Genomic DNA, 19,638 nt, shown 5'->3' with positions numbered 1-19,638 from the left:
ACGGCTGGGTGCCAGCGACGTCTTCCCCCTGCAAAGGGGAAGCCGGGAGGGTCGGCCCTTCCCACTCCCCCCTCACAGGGTATGGCTGCCGATCTGCTCCTTGATAAAGTCGAGCCAGACCCGCAACCGGATATCCCGCTGGGCATCGGAGTAGAAGACCGCATTGACGGGACGCGAGGCACCGCTGTTGCTGCGAGCCAGCACCTCCACCAGGGCGCCGCTTGCGCGATCCGGCCCTGTCATGAAGTCCGACAGACAGACGATCCCCTGCCCCGCCAGCGCCAGCTGACGCAGGGTCTCGCCGCTGCTGGCCCGCAGAGTCGGGGTAATGGCGAAGCGATCCCCCTGCTCGGCACTGAGCAGCGGCCAGTGGTTGAGGTGATCGGGATGCAAAAAGCCCAGCAGTTCGTGGCCCGCCAGCAGATCCGCCGGTTGGCGCGGTGTGCCGCGTTCGTTCAAATACGCAGGGGATGCCAGCAGTCGCAGCCGCGAACGCCCCAGCGGCAAGGCGCGCAGGGAAGAATCCGTCAGCTCGCCGATACGAATGGCCATGTCCACCCGCCGCTCCATCAGATTGATGAAACCTTCCGAGCTGTGCAGTTGCAGCTCGATGGCGGGATAGCGGCGGCGAAACTCGCCTATGATTGGTACCAGTCGATGCAGGATAAAGGGGGTGGCCGCATCGACCCGCAATATTCCCTCCGGCTGCTCCTTGCGCATCAACAGATGCCCCTCCGCCTCGCTCATCTCGGTCAGGATATTTACCGCCCGCTGATAGAACCAGCTCCCCTCCTCCGTCAAACTGACCCGACGGGTGGTGCGATTGAGCAGCAGGGTGGCGAGCTTCTCCTCGAGGCGCTTGATGCCGCGGCTCACCACAGAGTTGTCCATGCCGAGGTTCTCCGCCGCCTGGCGAAAACTGCCCGCCTCCACCACGGCCACAAACAGGGTCAGTTCATCAGAATGGGTCTTCATTGCTGTTATCCTGGCAAGAGTATTGGGCCTTTATAGGTGTAATCGCTCAGGGTTGGCAAGGTCGTCATGATCCCAAATTCTTTATTTCCACAGATAAATAACGTGATGCTCAGCTCAAACCAGACTCTCCCTTTGCCGGTACAATGCTGCCAAAACGGCATCGTATGGCGCCAATCATGACAAGGACGACCTAATGACATTCGAAAACAGGCTGGCCGCCGCCCATAGGGAGCTGGCCGACAAGGGCGTGCAGATGCTCAACTACAATCCGCCGATCATCTGGCTGCTACGCAAGGCAGGGCTTACCATCAGGCCTCCCCACTATGAATACTTTCTGGTCAACGTCCTTGCTCTGGGGCTACCCATAGGTGCTATCTGGGGGTTGTTGATGTGGTGCTTCGGCTGGCAAGATGAGGTGACCCCGGTATTCGCCCTGCGCCAAAGCCTGCTGTTCGGCATAGGGGTCGGTCTGCTGATGGCGATCTTCTTCCTGGTGCGCCGCAAGCAGCTCAAGCTGACCCCCTGGGATGCCTTGCCGCAGTCCACGCGCCGCACCCAGCAACGCTGGCAACCGAAATAACCACCACCATCAACAAGGACCCCTCATGACCAAAACCCATGAAAAACTGAACTATGTGGAGTTTGCGGCCAGTGATCTCGCGGCCACCAAAGCCTTCTTTCAAGCCGTATTTGGCTGGCAGTTTGTCGATTACGGTCCCGACTACTGCGCCTTTGCCGATGAGGGGCTGGATGGTGGTTTCTATAAAGCGGATCTGTGCAGCCACACGGCTCAGGGGGGGGCCCTGCTGGTGTTCTACAGCACCGATATAGAGGCAACCCAGGCCAAGGTGAGCCAGCATGGCGGCACAATCAACCGCCCGCTGTTTGATTTCCCCGGTGGCCGCCGTTTTCACTTTGTCGAACCCAGCGGCAATGAATTTGCGGTCTGGTCCGAGCCAGCCAATGCCTGATGGCAAGGGGGTGCGCCAGCCGTCCCCTTCTCTATTTCCCCCTTATTAACCCTTCACCCATATTGGCCTCTGGCGCAGCGTCTGCTCTTTCATTGCTGCTCTTTCCTCAATAGTGTTTTGCGACTGTTGCCCTATTTCCCTCCCCCTGCGGCAGGCATACTGACCTTCGTTTTAGCAAGGAGGTTCCGATGTCATCACCCGTGATTGTGATTGCCCAACTTGAAGCCAAACCCGAATTTTCCGCCCAGTTCCGGGCCGCCCTTGAGCCGCTGATGGCGGCCACCCTGCAAGAGGCGGGCTGCCAGCGCTACCAGCTGCATCAGGATAGGGACAATCCCCATAGCTGGATGCTGCACGAAGAGTGGGAGAGCGAAGCCGCGCTCAAGGGCCACCAGCAGCAAGCTCACTTCCTCGACTTTATCGCCACGGCCGAGCCCTGGTTTGCCAGCAGCAATATTCGCAATTACCGCCGACTGCCGGCCTGAGTATCCCGACGATGGCGCTGCCAACTTGCACCGCCGCCACGGCCTTTGCACCAAGCCAACGCCTTTGCTCTGGGCAAGGGCCAAACACCCCATTTGAGGAAATTGATGATGAAAATGCCTGCCATGGGTCTGGGCACCTTTCGCCTGAAAGGTGAGCCACTGCTTGCAACCCTGAATACCGGTCTGGCGCTCGGTTATCGCCATATCGATACTGCCCAGATTTACAACAACGAAAGCGAAGTAGGCGAGGTGCTGGCGACGACCTCGGTGCCCCGCTCGGATATCTACCTCACCACCAAGGTGTGGACCAGCGAGTTTGCCGAAGGCAAGCTGATCCCTAGCCTGAAAACCAGCCTTGAGAAACTGCGCACCGACTATCTGGATCTGGCGCTGATCCATTGGCCCTCCCCCAACGACGAGGTGCCGATGGCGGTCTATCTGGAGCAACTGGCCGAAGCCAAATCCCTGGGCTTGACCCGGGAAATTGGGGTCTCCAACTTCACGGTTACCCAGCTTAAAGAAGCCATCGACATTCTGGGTCCCGGCGCCATCGCCCACCAGCAGGTAGAGATCCACCCCTTGCTGCAAAACCGCAAGGTGGTGGAATTCTGCCAGGCGCAGGGCATCGCCATCACTGCCTATATGCCGCTGGCTTACGGCAAGGTGCTGAGTGAGCCGCTCTTGATGGAGATAGGCAAGTACCACAAGGTGTCAGCAGCCCAGGTGTCGTTGGCCTGGCTGCTGGCCCAGGGCATGACGGTGATCCCGAGCTCCACCAAGCGGGAGCATCAAGCCGCCAATCTGGCCGCCCTCGAGGTTTCCCTGAGCAGTGAAGAGATGGCCCAGATCGCCACCCTGGAGCGAGGTGAACGCTGCGCCGACCCGGACTTTGCACCGGCCTGGGACTAAACTCGGCCCTCACGATCTTTCCCTGCTCAAGGGAGAGTAAATACCCCCTTGGAAGGCGCGAGGGTCATAGGGACTCCCCCATGACGACAGCGCCAGAAGAGCACCAAAACGGGAGGCACAATGCCTCCCGTTTTTTGTTACCCCTCTTCCAATCCTGACCCCGGCTAGCCGCCAGCCATGCCCCCCCCCCCAGCTTTCCTCTCCGCCTTTCCCCTCTTTTCTCAAGACTTCTTTTCTCAAACCCTCTTTATCTCGCCTTCGCGCTCCCAGCCTGCCGTCATCCCTGGTCGAACGGGGCACAGCAGAGCCGCTTATTGATGCTGATTTGGCAAAAGTAATTTGATGTTGCCGTCATTTTTGCCAACAAATTGCTACCGCATACTGGCCCCCTTCTCCCATAGGGAGCCCATATCAAAGGAGTTTGTATGCCACTGGCGTTATTTGCCCTTACCTTAAGTGCCTTTGCGATCGGCACCACCGAATTCGTGATCGTGGGGCTTATTCCCACCATTGCAGAACAACTCAATGTCTCGCTCCCCTCGGCGGGCCTGCTGGTCAGCCTCTATGCAATGGGGGTGGCCATAGGCGCGCCGCTGCTGACGGCGCTCACCGGCAAGTTGCCGCGCAAGTGGCTGCTGGTGGGCTTGATGGCGCTCTTTACCGCCGGCAACCTGCTGGCCTGGCAGGCCCCTGGCTATGAGAGCCTGATCGTCGCTCGGGTGCTGACCGGTCTGGCCCACGGGGTCTTCTTCTCGGTGGGCAGCACCATAGCCACCGGCCTGGTGGCCAAAGAGAAGGCGGCGAGCGCCATCGCCATCATGTTCAGCGGCCTGACAGTGGCGCTGGTGACTGGTGTGCCACTCGGCACCTGGATTGGTCAGGTGTTTGGCTGGCGTGAAACTTTTCTGGTGGTGAGCCTGCTCGGGGTCATCGCCATGGTGGGCAGCCTGCTGCTGATCCCGAGTAACCTGCCCAAGGGGGCGGCCTCGACCATCCGCGAACAGCTCGCCGTACTGACCAAGAAACCGCTGCTGCTGGTGTATGCCAAGACAGCCCTGGGTTACGGCGGCGCCTTCACCGCCTTTACTTTCCTCGCCCCCATCTTGCAGCAGGTGAGCGGCTTTGGTGCCGGTGCCGTGAGCCTGATCCTGCTGGTGTACGGTGTCTCTGTGGCCTTTGGCAATATCTGGGGTGGCAAGCTGGCAGACCGACTGGGCCCCCTGCCCGCCCTGAAACTGCTGTTTGGCGGTCTGGCGCTGGTGTTGCTCACTCTCACCTTCACTGCGCCACACCCTGTGCTGGCGGTGCTGACCGTGCTGGTGTGGGGCGCATTTGCCTTTGGCAACGTGCCAGGTCTGCAGGTGCTGGTGGTGCAACAGGCCGAGTGCCATACCCCCAATGCGGTGGATGTCGCCTCCGGCCTCAACATCGCCGCCTTCAACGTCGGCATAGCACTGGGATCCGTGGTGGGTGGCTTAGTTGTGGAACACCTGGGCCTGATGCACACACCCTGGATTGGCGCCCTTATCGTGCTGCTGGCCTATGGGCTGACCCATGTCAGCGAGCGCCGCGAAGCCAGACTGGCGCTGGCACTCTAACCCTTGTGCAGACAAAAGGCCGACACTGGGTGTCGGCCTTTTCCATATCCAAAACAGCGATAGCGAACTCAAGACTCCTTGAGATCCTCGTCAGCGGCCCAGCGGGCCTCCAGCCAGAGCAGGTTGACCAAGCCGCACAGCAGGGCAAACCCCAGCCCCAATATCCAGGTGAAATACCACATAGTCGAGATGTCCCTTTAGTTGAGTTAGTAGAGGCTATGGCCGTGCTGGCGCACCTGCTGGGTGCTCACCTTACCCCGCACCACCCGGTAGACCCAGAGGGTGTAGCCGATATTGATGGGCATCAGCACGGCGACTATCCCCAGCATGATGAAAAGGGTGTGCTCGCTGGAGGTGCCATCCCACAGGGTCAGACTGCTCGACGGATCCAGCGACGAGGGCAGTACGAAGGGGAACAAGGCGATGGCGATGGTCAGCATCATGGTGGCGCAGGCACCGCCGCTGGCAAGGATGGCCAGCCGCGCCCGGCCAAAACTGCTTGCCAGCGTGCTCACCATGGGCAGCAAGAGGCCGAGGACCGGCACACTCCAGAGCCAGGAGTACGACAGGAAGTTGGTGAACCAACCCGCCGGCGCCAGCCCCACCTGCTTCATCAGCGGCGTGAGGGCACCATTGAGATCACCTATCTCATTGATCTGGTAACCCGCCATCTGGCTGAGCCAGACGCCGCCGAGAGCAAACAGGCCACTGGCAAGGGGGCCGAGCCAGAGGCTCTGACGGGCGCAGCGCTCGGCGATAACCCCTTGCGTCTTGCACTGCAAGAAGCTGGCACCGTGCAGCATCAGCAGGGCCAGTGCCGTGCTCATGCAGGTCAACAGCAAGGGCCAGTGAAACTCAAAGGCACCGTAGTGGATGCGCAGGGCAGCGTCGAAGCGAAACGGCAAGCCTTGCAGCAGAAAACCGAGCGTCGCACCAAACACCAGGGTCGGCAGCAGGGCCCCCGTCACCAGGGCTCTGTCCCACCAGCGTCGCCAGCGGGGTGAGGCCAGCTTGCTGCGATAGTCAAAGCCGACCGGGCGCAGAAAAAGCCCAAACAGCAGGAACATGAAGGGCACGTAGAGCGCCGAGAAGGCGGCGGCATAGACCAGCGGCCAGGCGGCGAACAGGGCGCCAGCCCCGGCGATGAGCCACACCTGGTTGCCCTCCCACACGGGCCCCACACTGTTGAGCAGCACCCGCCGCTCATCGTCTGTTTTGCCGACCAGGGGCAACAGCAGGCCAACCCCCAGGTCGAAGCCATCCATCACCACGAAGCCGATGAGCATGAAGAGCACCAGCCCCCACCAGACCAATTTCAGGGTTTCGTAATCCATCAGGCAGGACTCCCGTTTTGCAACACTTCACCTTGATAACGACCCGTCTGCAGGCTGGCAGGCCCTTTGCGGATCACATGACGCAACAAGAACAGCTCTACCACCAGCAGGCTGGTGTAGATGAGACAAATGGCGATGAGACTGAACCAGAGCTGGCCCGGTTGCAGCAAGGAGACGGAGGCAGACACCGGCAGCACGTCGCTGATGGTCCAGGGCTGGCGGCCGAACTCGGCCACGAACCAGCCCGCCTCTATGGCAATCCAGGGCAGGGGTATGCTCCAGAACAGTACTTTGAGCAGGCGCGGCGACTGCACCAGTCTGCCACGACACAGTTGCAGGAAAGAGGCGGCAAACAGCACCAGCAGCACTATGCCAATCCCCACCATCAGCCTGAAGCTCCAGAACAGTGGCGCCACTTGCGGGATTGAGTCCGCCACGGCCCTGGCAATGGCCCCTTCATCTGCTTTGCCGATCTCCCTGGCATAGGGGGTGAGCAGCAGGCCGTAACCGAGATCATGACGGTGACGATCGAAGGTGGCCTGCGCGGCTGTGTTGCTGCCATCTGCCCTCAGCGCTTCCAGCGCATCATGAGCCAGCATGCCGCTGCGGATCCGCGCCTCGTGCTGCACTTTAAGATCCTTGATGCCGGTCACCACCTCATCGAGGGAACGGGTGGCTATGATGCCCATCAGGTAGGGGATTTTGACGGCGGCATGGGTGGTCTCGGCATCCTGATCGGGCCAGCCGAACAGGGTGAAGGCGGCCGGGGCTGGCTCTGTCTCCCACTCCGCCTCGATGGCGGCGAGCTTGACCTTCTGCGCCTCCCCCGAGGTATAGCCCGACTCGTCACCCAGTATGATGACCGAGAGGATGGCGGCCAGACCAAAGCCCGAAGCGATGGCGAAGGATCGCAGGGCGAAGCGTACTTCCATCCGGCGCAACAGATACCAGCTGCTGATCCCCATCACAAACAGGGACGCCGCCACATAACCCGCCGCCACCGTATGCACGAACTTGACCTGAGCCACAGGGTTGAACAGCACGGCGGCGATATCCACCAGCTCCATGCGCATTGTGACGGGGTTGAACTCGGCGCCAACCGGGTTCTGCATCCAGCCGTTGGCAATGAGGATCCAGAGCGCGGAGAGATTGGAGCCGAGCGCCACCAGCATGGTCACCAGCAGGTGTTGACCGCGGGAGAGCTTGTCCCAGCCGAAAAAGAAGAGGCCGACCAAAGTGGATTCCAGGAAGAAGGCCATCAGCCCCTCCACCGCCAGCGGGGTACCGAAGATGTCCCCCACATACTGGGAGTAGTAAGCCCAGTTGGTGCCGAACTGGAACTCCAGGGTGATCCCCGTGGTCACTCCCATCACGAAGTTGATACCAAACAGCTTGCCCCAGAAGCGGGTAATGTCCTTGTAGATCACCTTGCCGGTCATCACGTAGGCCGACTCGGCGATCACCAGGATCCAGGACAGCCCCAGGGTGAGGGGCACAAACAGAAAATGGAACATCGCCGTCGCACCGAACTGTATTCGGGACAGGCTGACCACATCATCCAGGCTTATCATGCATGACTCTCTATGTTGCATTTAACAGACAGGTTCTCGTCCGTTAAGTACACCATGGGTCATGACACCTATAACAGATGCAGTTATAGTGAATTACACCTATAACAGTTTGAGTGCCCCATGTCCCTCTACGGCCAGCTGGCAGATCAGTTGCAACAACAGATAGCGAGCGGCGTCTGGCAAGCGGGGGAGCGCATTCCCTCCATCCGCCAGAGCTGCAAGATCCACCATCTGAGCCCCATGACGGTGCTGCAGGCCTATCAGCTGCTGGAAAGCCGCGGTCTCATACTGGCGCGGCCCCAGTCCGGCTACTACGTCAAGGCCGCCCCCTCCCCGCTGCGAGCCAGCGCACAGCAGCAAGCGCACTACACAGGCTCGGTGGACATCAACGATCTGGTGTTCGAGGTGCTGCAGGCGAGCAAGTCGCGAGAACTGGTACCCCTTGGCATGTCGGTGGCCGACCCGACCCTGTTCCCCCATCCCCAGCTCGGGCGCGCACTGGCGAGCTGCATGCGCAAACTCGATCCCTTCAGCACGGTAGCTGATTTGCCTCCCGGCAACGAGGCGCTGCGCCGCGCCATCGCCCAGCGCTACGCCAGTGATGGCCTAGCGGTGAGCCCGCAGGAGATCATCATCACAACCGGGGCCATGGAGGCACTCTCCTTGAGCTTGCAGGTACTGACAGAGCCGGGGGACTGGGTGGTGGTGGAATCCCCCACTTTCTATGGCGCCCTGCAGGCCATAGAGAGGCTGAAACTCAATGCGGTGGAGATCCCGGTGATCCCGGGGGTGGGCATAGATCTCGCCCTGCTGGCCGAGGCGCTGGCCCAGCGCCCCATCAAGGCGTGCTGGCTGATGGGCAATGTGCAGCACCCCTTGGGCCACACAATGCCAGACGGCCACAAGCAGGCGCTGATGCAGTTGCTGAGCCAGCATGAGGTGCCACTGGTGGAGGACGACGTCTACGCCGATCTCTACTTTGGCCGTGAACGGCCCAAGCCGCTCAAATGCTGGGATGTGCGGGGCGACAGCCTGCTGTGCAGCTCGTTTTCCAAATGCCTGGCCCCTGGCTTTCGGGTCGGCTGGGTGGTGGCAGGGCCCCATGCCGAGCGCATTCAGCGGCTGCAACTGATGTCGACCCTGTCGACCAATGTGCCAAGCCAGCTGGCACTTGCCGAGATGTTGCGCCAGGGCGGGGTAGATGCCCATTTTCGCCGTCTGCGCCACACCCTGGCGCAGCGCCAGCAACAGATGCGGGCCGCCCTGCTGCGCCTCTTTCCGGATGAAGTGCGCATCAGCGCCCCCGATGGCGGCTACTTCCTCTGGCTGGAGTTTGACCCCCGTCTCGACAGCCGGGCACTGCATGCCCGAGCGCTCACCTGCGGCTTCTCGCTGGCGCCCGGTGCGCTCTTCTCCAGTCAGGGGCAGTACAACCACTGCCTGCGCCTCAACAGCTCCCATCCCTGGAGTGAGCAGTTGGAGAGCGCCCTGATCAAACTGGCCGGGCTTATCGACGCCACACTTAAGCAAAGCTCTTCGTATGAATAAGCGTCACTTTCCGTGGCACATGAAATGTTTGGAAAATGCGCTTAACGTATGCGTATAAAAAATGGCATAAACCTTAATCACGACTTAATTTTCCCAACCAGTCGCGTATGCGACTGGCATTCCAACATCATAAGTTGAGGGTGAAGTTTAATGACAGTTATCAGATATTTTTACCAGTGCAGCGTTAAGGACAGCATCATTATTATCAGCAAATACTGCAATCCCTTTTACCATATCACCCTTTTTCAGAACACCTGAAACCAGGGCTTCATCAACGGTGTCTAACTTGAACTCCTGATTATTCTTGGCGTATGCTTTCAAGCAAGTTTTTGATAAGTCGATGTCATTGCCAGATAGCTTTGCCAAAGCAATTTCAAAGGTTTTTGTGTAAGCATCTTTGGTTCCTATCGACATTGAGCCTTGCGATTTTTCTGTTGCATATACGGCGATGTCCCCAACCGTTGAGGCGTTTGCAGCGAAACCTGAACCAGCCAGTACCAATGCTGTCGCGATAATAGAAATCTTCATCTCAATCTCCCAATAAAAGAACAAACAATACAGAAGTAAAACCAATCCGGTTTCTGACAAGAAAAGCATAAAGGTAACTAGCCAATATTATCTTGCACAGTAGTTGATTTTAGTTAGCAGCGCCTACGATATGCGCAGTGCATTTTAAACGCATGATCACACCTGCCACAAGTAAAGAGTCGAATTACATTCCTTTACAACTACATAAATTGTTACGAAATGTTCCAACCCTGCATTACAATTTCATTTGTTCATTAAAACCAGCACAGCTATATATTATTCTGCCACTCAATATCGGCAACGTATAACCAGAGCCCGGCAGAAAATGACTCACCAGAAAAAGCAAACAACATAGGCCCGTAACGGGCCTTTGTGTGGGAGATAACGCGACTTATCTGGCCATGATCTGTGACTGCACCTTGAACCCTAATGTTTCATAAAGCGCCTTGGCGTGCTCGTTGAAGGCCATCACCTCCAGCCGGATCTGGTGGGCACCGTGAGCCCTGGCCCAGTGGTCGCAGTGAGCAATCAGCGCCCTGCCGATACCTTGCGAGCGGTGCCCCTCATCGACCACCACTGAGCCGATGCGGCAGATGGGTTGCTTGCTGAGAAACGGGATGCTCTCGTTGATGTCGATGCGCGCGGTCAGAAAACCCACCACAGCGCCATCCAGCTCGGCAACGCAAAACAGTCGCCCTTCGGCGGCGATGGCAGTGAGCAAGAATGCCCGCTCCTCTGGCGAAGGCGGGCAGAACACCTCGGGATAGTGCTCATAGTGGATCTCTCCTATCTGCCGGTTCAGCTCGAGGATGGCGTCGATGTCCGGCTCCTGTGCCTTGCGTATTTCCAATGGATGCTCCTTGCCTCTGTGCCCTGACGATGAGACGGTCTCATCTGCTCCCTTTTGGTCGAAGATCCATCATAGTGGCTGCCCACTCCGATAAGAAGTGGCGCGATCGGCATTCGGCCGGTGGCCAGACACGACAAGGCCCCGTCACGGGGCCTTGTCGACAATCCTTGTACGTGACGGGGATCAGGCCGGCTGCGCCAGCTGGGCTACCTGCCGCTCTATGCTGCTCTTGAGGTTGTCATCGAGCTTGAGCGCACGGGCCAACTCGTCGAGATAACCGCGCTCCATAAAGTGATCCGTCTCGATGGCGAGCAGGGAAGCAAGGTACACCTCGGTGGCCAGCTCCATGTCGGTCACCTCACGCGCCAGGGCATGGGGGTCAAGGGGGCGGGCAAGCTCGGTGTCAATCCAGCGCGCCGTATCACTTTGACCCTGCTCGGTCAGGTACTGCTGGATCTTCTCGCGCTCGGCACTGTCGATATGACCGTCGGCCCGGGCGGCCGCCACCATGGCGCGGACCAGCAAGGCTGCACGGGCATCCAGCGCATTGCCCTGCAGGGTATCGAGGGGCTGGGTCGGTTGCGCCGGGCTCGACTGCTGAGCCTGCCAATCCTGATAAAGCTTGTAGGCCAGCCCGCCGAGGGCCGCTGCACCGCCCACCGCCGCCACCTTGCCGCCATATTTGCGGATCTTCTTGTTGCCGAGCAGCAAGGCCATGGCACCGGCAGCCAGGCCGCCCTGCGCCACACCCTTCATCTGCGCCTTGCGGCTGTCGCCGCCTTCGTTGAGCCAACCTTTGCCAGCGCCCAACAACTGATCCAGCATTTGTTTCATCATGACTCCTCGCAATTGACCCCCCCATGCTTGCGCCGAGTTTATGAACCAAGAGTGAATACGCGCCCAATATCACGCCGGGCGCTGTGCATCTTGTCGCCATTCGCGGTATACCTGACATAAATGCTGGCAAGCTTCTCAGGCCAGCCATGGCGCCAATGAACCAACCGGCACCGCGACTATGTCAAGACAAGGAGAGAGCATGACCCCACCCCGCGAGCTGACCCTGCAGTTTCTGGCCGAACCCGCCGACGTGAACTTCGGCGGCAAGGTGCACGGCGGCATGGTGATGAAGTGGATCGATCAGGCCGGTTACGCCTGCGCCGCCGGCTGGTGCAGCGGCTATGCGGTCACCGTCTACGTGGGGGGGATCCGCTTCCTGCGGCCCATCCAGATAGGCCAGCTGGTGGAAGTACACGCCCAGGTGATCCACACAGGCACCACCAGCATGCACCTGGCGGTGGATGTCTACAGTCGCCATCCAGCGGACCGGCAGCGCCACAAGACTACCCACTGCATCATCATCTTCGTTGCCATGGACGAGACGGGCACGCCGACCAGGGTGCCCCAGTGGCAACCTGTCTCGGCCGCCGATCTGAGCTTGCAGCAATACGCCAAAAAACTGATGGCCCTGCGCGAGGAGATAGACAAGGAGATGCGTCAGCACCTCTGAGCCCTTCATCGCCCGTGATACAGGGCCGGTCCCTATCCGGGTGCGGCTCTGTATAATGGCGCTTTTCCCATTACGGAGTCTGTCATGTCATTGGAAAATGCCCCGCCCGAGGTCAAGCTGGCGGTGGATCTCATCGAGCTGCTGGAAACCAACCGGATCGATCCCACGCTGGCGCTGGCGGCGCTGGCCATCGTGTCCGAGGACTATCAACGCAAGCTCAAGGAAGGCAAGGATCACTGAGGGCGGCAGCGCTGCCGCCTCACCCCGCACAGGAGGTGCCATGACAGATCCCATCCGTTTCGAAAGTGGCCGCCCCATGCTGTTTGGCGGCCTGCGTCGCCATCATGCATTCGCGCACGCCGACTTCGGCGGTCAGTGGCGCGATTTCAGCGCCCTGGGTCCGCTGCCGGGCCAGCTGGGGGAGCATGCCTATGGCGTCATTTGCGGCGTAACTGCCACGCAATGCGAATATATGTGTGCGGTGGAAGTCGCCGCGCTGGAGGTACTGCCCAAGACGCTGGGGCGGATGCGCATCCAGCCCCAGACCTATGCCGTATTTTTGCATCAGGGTCATGTATCGACCATGCCACACACCTGGCAGCAGGCACTGGACTGGCTGGCGCAATCGGGTTACCAGTCTGCCCACCAACCCGACTTCGAGCGCTATGGCGCCGAATATGACCCCCACACCGGCAGCGGCGAAGTGGAACTCTGGCTCGCCGTTGTGCCGCGCCAGGCCATGGCCTGAGGCGGGCCCCTCAACAGCGCGCCTGACCCATTCAGGCAGGCCCCATCACCTGGTCACACAGGGCGATCAGGGCCTCGCTGAGGCGGGCCAGGGGTTCGCCCCGATCCGCCCCCAGATGCAGGGCCAACTCGACCGGATTGATCCTGGGCCAGTGCGAAAGGGCCACCTGATCCGGTTGCAGCAGGCGTGTTGGCAACAGACTGACCCCGATCCCGGCGCTCACCGCACCCTGCAAGCTGGCGAGGCTGGCACTGACATAGGCGATGCGCCAGCGCCGCCCCTGCCCATCGAGCGCATCCGTGATCTGGCGTCGATAGAGCCCTTCACTTGGGAACACCACCAGCGGCAGGGGATCGCGATCACAGGCAGGCCAGTCACGGCTGTCGACCCAGGCCAGAGGTTCACGCCAGCTGGCGATTGGTGCTCCTCGCCCCCGCCCCTGTTTGACCAGCGCCAGATCCAGCTCACCGGCCTCGAAGCGCTGCCAAATCCCGTGGCTGAGGCCACTTTGTACCTCCAGCCGCACCTGTGGATATTGGCGGGCAAATGCGGCCAGCACGGGGGCAATGGCGCCGGCGGCGAAATCCTCCGGCACCCCCAGGCTCAATTGCAGGCTCGCTTCTGTCACCTGTGCCTCGGCTTCTGCCAGCAGCGCCAGAATGCGGCGGGCCAGCCCCAACAGCTTTTCACCTTCCGCCGTGGTCACCACCTGACGGCCACTTCTGTCCAGCAGCGGGCAGCCGAGCTGCTGCTCGAGGCGCCGTATCTGCTGGCTGATGGTGGACTGGGTCAGGTGCACCCGCTCACCGGCGCGGGTGAAGCTGCCGGTGTCTATGATGGCAACGAAACTGCGCAGCAACAGGGGATCCAGCATGGCATTCTCCATTTACAAAATTACTGGATGTCATTCTATCATTTAATTTCCAAATGATTGATGGCACCACTAGGCTGGTCTGCTCCCCCATAGGTTCAAGGTTTCTCTCATGCCCCACTCTCCTGCCGAGCCCTCCGGCTCCTACCTTGTCTCGTCGCTGACCGCCCTCACGGCCCCTTCCCATCCAGAGTGGCTGGAGCAGGCGCTGCAACTGGCCCTGCAGAATCGGCAGCGAGGAGGTCGCCCCTTCGCAGCCCTGCTGGTGCAAAATGACCGACTGGTGGCAAGCGCCGTCAATGCCATGCATCTGGAGGGTGACCCCACCCGCCATGCAGAGCTGGAAGCCCTGCGCCAGGCCAGCCAATCCGGGCCGCTGGCGGGCGCCATCGTCTATGCCAGCGGCCACCCCTGCCCCATGTGCCTGAGTGCGCTGGTGATGAACGGCATCCGCGCCGTCTATTACGCCTTTGATAACCATGATGCAGCCCCCTTCGGCTTTGACAGCACATCGAGCTATGACAAGCTGCGACTGCCCCTCAGCCCGCCACCTCTGCCCCTCATCAAACTGCCAGTCTCCCTCGGCGCCGCCGCGCTCTATGGAGACAACTCAGAGGCGGAACCAGCCCATGAGTAAGGACCTGCCCGCCAGCACCCTGCACCACAGCAAGCAGGATCTGGCCCTGCTGGTGCTGGTGATCCTGATTGGCCTCAATCTGCGTCCCTTTCTCACCGCCATAGGGCCGCTGGCCCAAGCGATAGACAACCGCCTTGGCCTCGGCATGGATACCCTGGCCTGGCTCACCCTGCTGCCCCTCTGGCTTATCGGCGTCGGCGTGCTGATCACCCCTGGCCTGCGCCGCCTCACGGGCCCAAGCCAACTGCTGGGGGCGGCTCTCTTGCTGCTGGGGATGGGAAACGCCATGCGCTTTGATGCACAGAGCGGCGCCCTGCTGATCGCCAGCGCGGCGCTTTGTGGCCTCGGCTCGGCGCTGGTGCAAGGGGTGCTGCCCGGCCTTATCAAGCAGAGCTTCGCCCACAAGGTGCCACTGGTGATGGGGATCTTCTCAGCCTGCATGATGGGGGGCGGAGCGCTGGGAGCCAGCCTCACCCCGCAACTGGCGGCAAGCCTCGACTGGTCGCGGGCGCTTGCCCTGTGGAGTCTGCCGGTGCTGTTGGCCATGGTCTGGCTAGGGTGGAAAGTCCGCCAGCCAAACGCCGCCGTGGTGGCTATTCCCCACGGTGAGCAACGGCTGATCACCCTGCCCCGCAGCTGGTTGCTGATAGGCTGCTTTGGCATCATCAACAGCGGCTACGGCATCGTGGTCGCCTGGCTTGCGCCCGCCTATATGGCGCAAGGGTGGAGCGCCCAGCAAGGGGGCGAGCTGGTGGCCTGGCTGGCGCTGGCCCAGACAGCCAGCGGTCTCGGCCTGCCCCTGCTGGCGGCACGCAGCACAGACCGGCGCCCCTGGATGGGCCTTGCCATCCTCATGCAGGTAGCAGGATTTGGCGGCCTCTGGCTCGCGCCACAAGCCGCCCCCATCCTCTGGTGCATGCTGTGTGGCGCCGGGCTTGGTGGCAGCTTCTCCCTCATCATGGTGATAGCGCTGGATCACCTGCCCGACCCGCGCCGCGCCGGCACCCTCAGCGCCCTGATGCAGGGATTCGGCTTTATGCTGGCGGCAACCGGCCCCTGGGTTGCCGCCCGCCTCCATCATCTGAGTGGCGACTTCGCGGCCGCCTGGCAGTGGCAACTGGGGGGATTGGCGCTGATGAGCCTGCTGGTGCTGCGCCTGGATCCCCGCCACTACCCCAGCGTAATGGGGCTGGCCAAGCCGGCACCCAACCCCGTCGCCGTCAATTGACCCTTCTGCGTCAGCACATCCTCACCCCGACCGGGTGAGGATGTCTCCTGCCTGCCCGCTTCCTCGCTGGCAAAGCGGTTGCCATCATGCCCTTCACCACTGCCAGCTGTGTAAATCATCAACAGATGATTTCATATCACATTGATTTTAAACATATTAACCGACCCCATATGGAGGGTTGCCCCAGCATTACGGGCCGTTATGGTGAGGAGCTCAGACGAGCATAATTCTCATTTCGTCTGGCAGGGATGATGTCGTATTCACCAAGGAAGACAACGCCACACACCAGTGGCCCTGATATCACCAGAAGGTAAAGACATGCGGAAAAATGCAAAATGGGCTTCTCTACTCAGTGGCTTGGCCATGTTAGGCGGTGTCATCTCACCGGCCATGGCTGAAGAGTCATTCAATCTGTGGCAGGAGTGCGCAACCCGCTGCAACCTGGACCTTGGCCAAGGTGTCAGATCCAGCCAACTCGATCTCTCCACTTTGCTTGATGAACAAGCAGAACAAGGCGTATTGCACTACTCCATGGTGCTGGGTGAAGGAAGCAACAGCCTCAAACTCGCCATCGACAATGCCCTGACCCTGCGCAGCGATGGTTCGAGCATCACGCTAACCAGCGCCACCGCAGGCAAGGAGCCTCGCAGTTACAGCTACCACAGACAGGGGAAGGGCAGTTGGTCCCTGCACTGGCTGGTGCCCGTCGGGGATGAAGCGCCCGCCAGCATCAAGGTCTTCTTCCATGAACTGGATGCAGGCTCCGACATCAGCCATATCTCCCCCATTTACAGCATCGAAGTCAGTGACGCTCTGCTGCGCAACATGGCAAAAAACGCGACACTCTATGTCAGACATGTTGAAAACAACGAGGTCAACCGCACGCTCACCCTCAGCGCTGCGGGAGTCGGCTTCGTGGCCGCGCCGACCCATCACAGTCGCCAAAAGCGCTGGAGCGAGTGGCATACCGGCAAGGTGCTTTGCCTGTTGGACCCGCTGGATGCGGTTTACAACTATCTATCTCAGCGCAGCTGTAATCTGGGCGATACCTGGGAAGGCAAGGTTTATCGGATACTGGCTGGGGCTCCTGCTTCTCACGACACCCATATTGTCCCTACCGCCATCAGCCATCGCCTTCATTTTGCCAAGGCCGACAGCCTGGCAGCCCTGACCACCCATCAGGTGTGTGCCATTCCGCTCGAAGCGTTGGCGCGCAGTCGTCAACCCAGAGGCTGGGAAGAACTGAGCCAATGCGGCTACCCGGTCCACAATCTGATCACCCTTTATATCCTGACACGCTTGCCATGGTCCCAGCTTGATTCCGTGATTGCCCAGACACTGAGCCACACCACTCCCGAGGATGGTTCAACCCCCCGAGGGCAGCTGGCACAAGCCATTCGGGAAAACCCGGCCCAGGCGCGACTGGCCCTGACCATGGCCGCCGCCCAGAGTGACGCCTTTACCCGACAGAGTGCAGACAATACACCGGCGCAAGCAGCCAGCGCCGATGTGGTCAATCTCAGCTGTCCGGCTGCAGACCTCAATTGTCTTGCCCCGGCCGACAGTGCCAATGCCCTGCAAGAGCGAGATTATCCGAATGGTGCCAGCTTCCTGGGTGAGGGGGAGAGCGTCCGTTTTACAACGGCTGGCACCCAGAATTGGTCGATGGCCCGTCTGAGCCAGGCCCATCAACAGTTGATTGACAGTGGTTATGCCTTTGTCGGCTACCACGGCACTTTTATCGAAGCGGCCCACAGCATAGTGTTTGAAGGTGTTCACGAGCGCGATCAATCCTCGATAGCCCCCTGGCAAGGCTTCTATGTCGCAGGAGATCCTGCCCTCGCTTATGGCTACGCCCAGGATCAGGACGCAGATGAGCGGGGACGGATCCGCAATGGCGTCCTGTTACGGGTCTATGTTCCCCGTACCGCCCTGCCCCGTCTCTATGCCACTTCGTTGACACTGGCGTCCCCTGATGCCGTTGATGAGGTCAGTCGCCTGATTGGGCACCCCTTGCCGCTGCAACTGGACGCCATCACAGGGCCGGAAGAAGAAGGTGGACGCCTCGAAACCATATTGGGATGGCGCCTGGCGGAGCAGGCGGTGGTGATCCCCTCCACCATACCGACGGATCCGCGCAACGTGGGTGGAAACCTTGATCCTGCCACTGTGTCACAGGAAGAGCGCGCTATCAGCACACTACCTGACTACGTCACCACACCCCGCGACGAGCTGTAATCCCTGTATGCAGATACAAAAACACCGGCCTGAGGCCGGTGTTTTTGGGGATAACAAATGGGGAGGCTGACGCAGCTCAGGGTTACGCCTCAGCGCCCCTTCTTCTGGCGGCCGGACTGGCCGGCACGCGGTTTGGCTGCGGCCGGTTTGCTGCCCTTGTTGGGCGCCCCTTTACCTGCACTGCCTTTGCTCGCGGCGGCTTTACCGGTGCCGCCTTTGCCAACAGCCCCCTTGCCCACGGGGATCTTCTTCTCGAAAGCTTCCGGGCCCGGCACATTGGGGCGGCCGCCAATCTCGTGGTCATCATCCGGGCGCGGCTTTTTGCCTTGCGCCGCTTTGCCGGTTTGAGCAACAGCGGCTTTGGCCACTTTGGGCTTGTCGCCTTTGGCCGGTTTCACTTCGGAGGAGGAGTCCTCAATCAGCTTGAACAGCTCGATCAGCTCGTCGTCGGTCAGATCGCGCCACTCGCCCACCGGCAACCCCTTGAGGCTGACGTTCATGATGCGAATGCGTTCCAGCTTGGTCACTTCAAAACCGAAGTGCTCGCACATACGGCGGATCTGGCGATTCAGCCCCTGCACCAGGGTGATGCGAAACACGAAGGGCGCCTCTTTCTTCACCTTGCACTTCTTGGTGACGGCGCCGAGGATAGGCACACCGGCCCCCATCCCTTTGATAAAGTCATCGGTCACCGGCTTGTCGACGGTCACCAGGTACTCTTTCTCGTGATCGTTGCCCGCCCTCAGTATCTTGTTGACCAGATCCCCGTGGTTGGTCAGGAAGATGAGCCCCTGGGAGTCCTTGTCGAGCCGCCCTATGGGGAAGACACGGGTACTGTGGTTGACGAAGTCGACTATGTTGTCCTTCTCGCCCGCTTCCGTGGTGGAAACTATGCCCACCGGCTTGTTGAGCACGATGAAGACCAGACTGTCGGCTTCCCGCGCCTCGATCACCTGACCATTGACCTTGACCAGATCCCCGGCAAACACCTGATCGCCGATCCCGGCCCGCTTGCCGTTGATAAAGACCTGGCCCTGCTCGATAAAGCGGTCGGCCTCGCGGCGCGAGCAGATGCCGCTCTCGCTGATGTACTTGTTCAGGCGCATGGATTCATTAGCCAGCATGGGTCACCTGCCACAGGCTGATAGCCCCATCCTGTTGCACGGTTGCCGATGCCGGCATCCCCAGGGAGGCTGTTTGCTGCATCAGCCGGTTCACTACGTCAAAGTTCTGCATACCATTCCATCTTCAAAAAGGCCAAGGCCAGCTTAACCATCAAAAAACGCCGATACAGTAGCATATTGCCCCGTCCAGCACGCCGGATACTTGTCACCTACTCCGGTCCTGTATGCCTGGATCCCACTCTCATCACCTCATACCGCAAGCCTATTTCCTGATAACGCGGACCGGACGACGGGGTCAGGATCCAGAGGGCTGAGAAAAAAACACAAAATACGGTCGCAGGCCGGACAGAAAAACGGCGCTCGGCGCGGGCATGTAACATTCACACAATATGCAGCCAGTTTGCCATCACGCCACATCCGATAAAGAAGCACCTTGCTATTTATTAAATAAAAACGCATAAAAAGATTCGAATCTGCGCGAATTATCTTGCCATGGTCCTGTCGGCATTCTGTCGT

Annotated in this window: 22 protein-coding genes; 12 read left to right on the top strand and 10 right to left on the bottom strand. The window is 60.2% G+C overall.

The window, feature by feature from the left end:
* Positions 1-72 precede the first annotated feature (72 nt).
* A complete protein-coding gene (locus tag AC1P02_RS13645) occupies positions 73-975 on the bottom strand; it encodes a LysR substrate-binding domain-containing protein (protein ID WP_005310056.1) in 903 nt (300 codons plus the stop codon).
* 193 nt (positions 976-1,168) lie between these two features.
* Here AC1P02_RS13645 and AC1P02_RS13640 point away from each other — a divergent pair, with 193 nt between their 5' ends.
* The 5 genes from AC1P02_RS13640 to AC1P02_RS13620 all read left to right on the top strand — a co-directional run bounded on the left by AC1P02_RS13640 (position 1,169) and on the right by AC1P02_RS13620 (position 4,938).
* A complete protein-coding gene (locus AC1P02_RS13640; protein WP_485182457.1) occupies positions 1,169-1,555 on the top strand; it encodes a DUF6404 family protein in 387 nt (128 codons plus the stop codon).
* Positions 1,556-1,580: 25 nt separating this feature from the next.
* Positions 1,581-1,946: a VOC family protein gene (locus AC1P02_RS13635; RefSeq protein ID WP_485182456.1), complete on the top strand. Its 366-nt coding sequence runs from the start codon at positions 1,581-1,583 to the stop codon at positions 1,944-1,946.
* A 188-nt stretch (positions 1,947-2,134) separates the two neighbouring features.
* Entirely contained in the window at positions 2,135-2,431 is a 297-nt protein-coding gene (locus tag AC1P02_RS13630) for a putative quinol monooxygenase (protein ID WP_485182455.1), read from the top strand.
* Positions 2,432-2,536: 105 nt separating this feature from the next.
* The gene (gene dkgB / locus AC1P02_RS13625) at positions 2,537-3,340 is read left to right on the top strand and encodes a 2,5-didehydrogluconate reductase DkgB (protein WP_485182454.1); all 804 of its coding nucleotides are present in this window, start codon (positions 2,537-2,539) and stop codon (positions 3,338-3,340) included.
* A 425-nt stretch (positions 3,341-3,765) separates the two neighbouring features.
* On the top strand, positions 3,766-4,938 hold the full coding sequence (locus tag AC1P02_RS13620; protein ID WP_485182453.1) for an MFS transporter: 1,173 nt from the start codon (positions 3,766-3,768) through the stop codon (positions 4,936-4,938).
* A gap of 68 nt (positions 4,939-5,006) precedes the next feature.
* On the opposite strand, the gene cydX is transcribed toward AC1P02_RS13620, so the two are convergent.
* The 3 genes from cydX to AC1P02_RS13605 are packed head-to-tail and all read right to left on the bottom strand — an operon-like array spanning position 5,007 to position 7,843.
* The gene (gene cydX, locus AC1P02_RS13615; RefSeq protein ID WP_005310033.1) at positions 5,007-5,120 is read right to left on the bottom strand and encodes a cytochrome bd-I oxidase subunit CydX; all 114 of its coding nucleotides are present in this window, start codon (positions 5,118-5,120) and stop codon (positions 5,007-5,009) included.
* 24 nt (positions 5,121-5,144) lie between these two features.
* Complete coding sequence (gene cydB / locus AC1P02_RS13610) at positions 5,145-6,272, bottom strand: cytochrome d ubiquinol oxidase subunit II (RefSeq protein WP_485182452.1); 1,128 nt, start codon at positions 6,270-6,272, stop codon at positions 5,145-5,147.
* A complete protein-coding gene (locus AC1P02_RS13605; RefSeq protein WP_021138513.1) occupies positions 6,272-7,843 on the bottom strand; it encodes a cytochrome ubiquinol oxidase subunit I in 1,572 nt (523 codons plus the stop codon). The genes cydB and AC1P02_RS13605 overlap by 1 nt, the downstream gene beginning before the upstream one ends.
* 120 nt (positions 7,844-7,963) lie before the next feature.
* Here AC1P02_RS13605 and AC1P02_RS13600 point away from each other — a divergent pair, with 120 nt between their 5' ends.
* Positions 7,964-9,391, top strand: a complete 1,428-nt coding sequence (locus AC1P02_RS13600; RefSeq protein WP_447834878.1) for an aminotransferase-like domain-containing protein — start codon at positions 7,964-7,966, stop codon at positions 9,389-9,391.
* Between the two features lie 147 nt (positions 9,392-9,538).
* On the opposite strand, the gene AC1P02_RS13595 is transcribed toward AC1P02_RS13600, so the two are convergent.
* The 3 genes from AC1P02_RS13595 to AC1P02_RS13585 all read right to left on the bottom strand — a co-directional run bounded on the left by AC1P02_RS13595 (position 9,539) and on the right by AC1P02_RS13585 (position 11,603).
* The gene (locus tag AC1P02_RS13595; protein WP_098985179.1) at positions 9,539-9,919 is read right to left on the bottom strand and encodes a DUF4354 family protein; all 381 of its coding nucleotides are present in this window, start codon (positions 9,917-9,919) and stop codon (positions 9,539-9,541) included.
* 391 nt (positions 9,920-10,310) lie between these two features.
* On the bottom strand, positions 10,311-10,769 hold the full coding sequence (locus AC1P02_RS13590) for a GNAT family N-acetyltransferase (RefSeq protein WP_021141142.1): 459 nt from the start codon (positions 10,767-10,769) through the stop codon (positions 10,311-10,313).
* A gap of 183 nt (positions 10,770-10,952) precedes the next feature.
* Positions 10,953-11,603, bottom strand: coding sequence for a tellurite resistance TerB family protein (locus tag AC1P02_RS13585; RefSeq protein ID WP_058395720.1), 651 nt, complete (start codon positions 11,601-11,603; stop codon positions 10,953-10,955).
* A 202-nt stretch (positions 11,604-11,805) separates the two neighbouring features.
* Between AC1P02_RS13585 and AC1P02_RS13580 the strand changes: the two genes are divergently transcribed.
* From AC1P02_RS13580 to AC1P02_RS13570, 3 genes are all read left to right on the top strand, one after another.
* On the top strand, positions 11,806-12,276 hold the full coding sequence (locus tag AC1P02_RS13580) for an acyl-CoA thioesterase (RefSeq protein WP_021141144.1): 471 nt from the start codon (positions 11,806-11,808) through the stop codon (positions 12,274-12,276).
* 84 nt (positions 12,277-12,360) lie between these two features.
* Complete coding sequence (rsmS, locus tag AC1P02_RS13575) at positions 12,361-12,516, top strand: pleiotropic regulatory protein RsmS (RefSeq protein WP_021141145.1); 156 nt, start codon at positions 12,361-12,363, stop codon at positions 12,514-12,516.
* Between the two features lie 40 nt (positions 12,517-12,556).
* Positions 12,557-13,024 (top strand): GyrI-like domain-containing protein, encoded by a 468-nt coding sequence (locus AC1P02_RS13570; RefSeq protein WP_454468988.1) that lies wholly within the window; start codon positions 12,557-12,559, stop codon positions 13,022-13,024.
* 31 nt (positions 13,025-13,055) lie between these two features.
* Here AC1P02_RS13570 and AC1P02_RS13565 read toward each other — a convergent pair whose 3' ends face one another.
* The gene (locus AC1P02_RS13565; RefSeq protein ID WP_111588626.1) at positions 13,056-13,898 is read right to left on the bottom strand and encodes a LysR family transcriptional regulator; all 843 of its coding nucleotides are present in this window, start codon (positions 13,896-13,898) and stop codon (positions 13,056-13,058) included.
* A gap of 109 nt (positions 13,899-14,007) precedes the next feature.
* On the opposite strand from AC1P02_RS13565, the gene AC1P02_RS13560 reads away from it, so the two are divergent.
* The 3 genes from AC1P02_RS13560 (at position 14,008) to AC1P02_RS13550 (ending at position 17,998) form a co-directional block, all read left to right on the top strand.
* Positions 14,008-14,532, top strand: coding sequence for a nucleoside deaminase (locus AC1P02_RS13560; RefSeq protein ID WP_275919263.1), 525 nt, complete (start codon positions 14,008-14,010; stop codon positions 14,530-14,532).
* Positions 14,525-15,760 (top strand): cyanate transporter, encoded by a 1,236-nt coding sequence (locus tag AC1P02_RS13555; RefSeq protein ID WP_485182451.1) that lies wholly within the window; start codon positions 14,525-14,527, stop codon positions 15,758-15,760. Before AC1P02_RS13560 ends, AC1P02_RS13555 begins: the two co-directional genes overlap by 8 nt.
* A 357-nt stretch (positions 15,761-16,117) precedes the next feature.
* Positions 16,118-17,998 carry an exotoxin A binding domain-containing protein gene (locus AC1P02_RS13550; RefSeq protein ID WP_485185455.1) on the top strand — a complete coding sequence of 627 codons (1,881 nt, stop codon included), beginning with the start codon at positions 16,118-16,120 and terminating at the stop codon, positions 17,996-17,998.
* A gap of 89 nt (positions 17,999-18,087) precedes the next feature.
* On the opposite strand, the gene rluF is transcribed toward AC1P02_RS13550, so the two are convergent.
* Positions 18,088-19,122, bottom strand: coding sequence for a 23S rRNA pseudouridine(2604) synthase RluF (gene rluF, locus AC1P02_RS13545; protein WP_485182450.1), 1,035 nt, complete (start codon positions 19,120-19,122; stop codon positions 18,088-18,090).
* The gene (locus tag AC1P02_RS13540; RefSeq protein WP_485182449.1) at positions 19,112-19,234 is read right to left on the bottom strand and encodes a hypothetical protein; all 123 of its coding nucleotides are present in this window, start codon (positions 19,232-19,234) and stop codon (positions 19,112-19,114) included. Before AC1P02_RS13540 ends, rluF begins: the two co-directional genes overlap by 11 nt.
* Positions 19,235-19,638: the final 404 nt, after the last annotated feature.

Source organism: Aeromonas sp. TS_SC_11, assembly GCF_057318915.1.
Note: the sequence above shows the minus strand (reverse complement) of the source record. Positions and strands in the feature narration are given on the sequence as shown.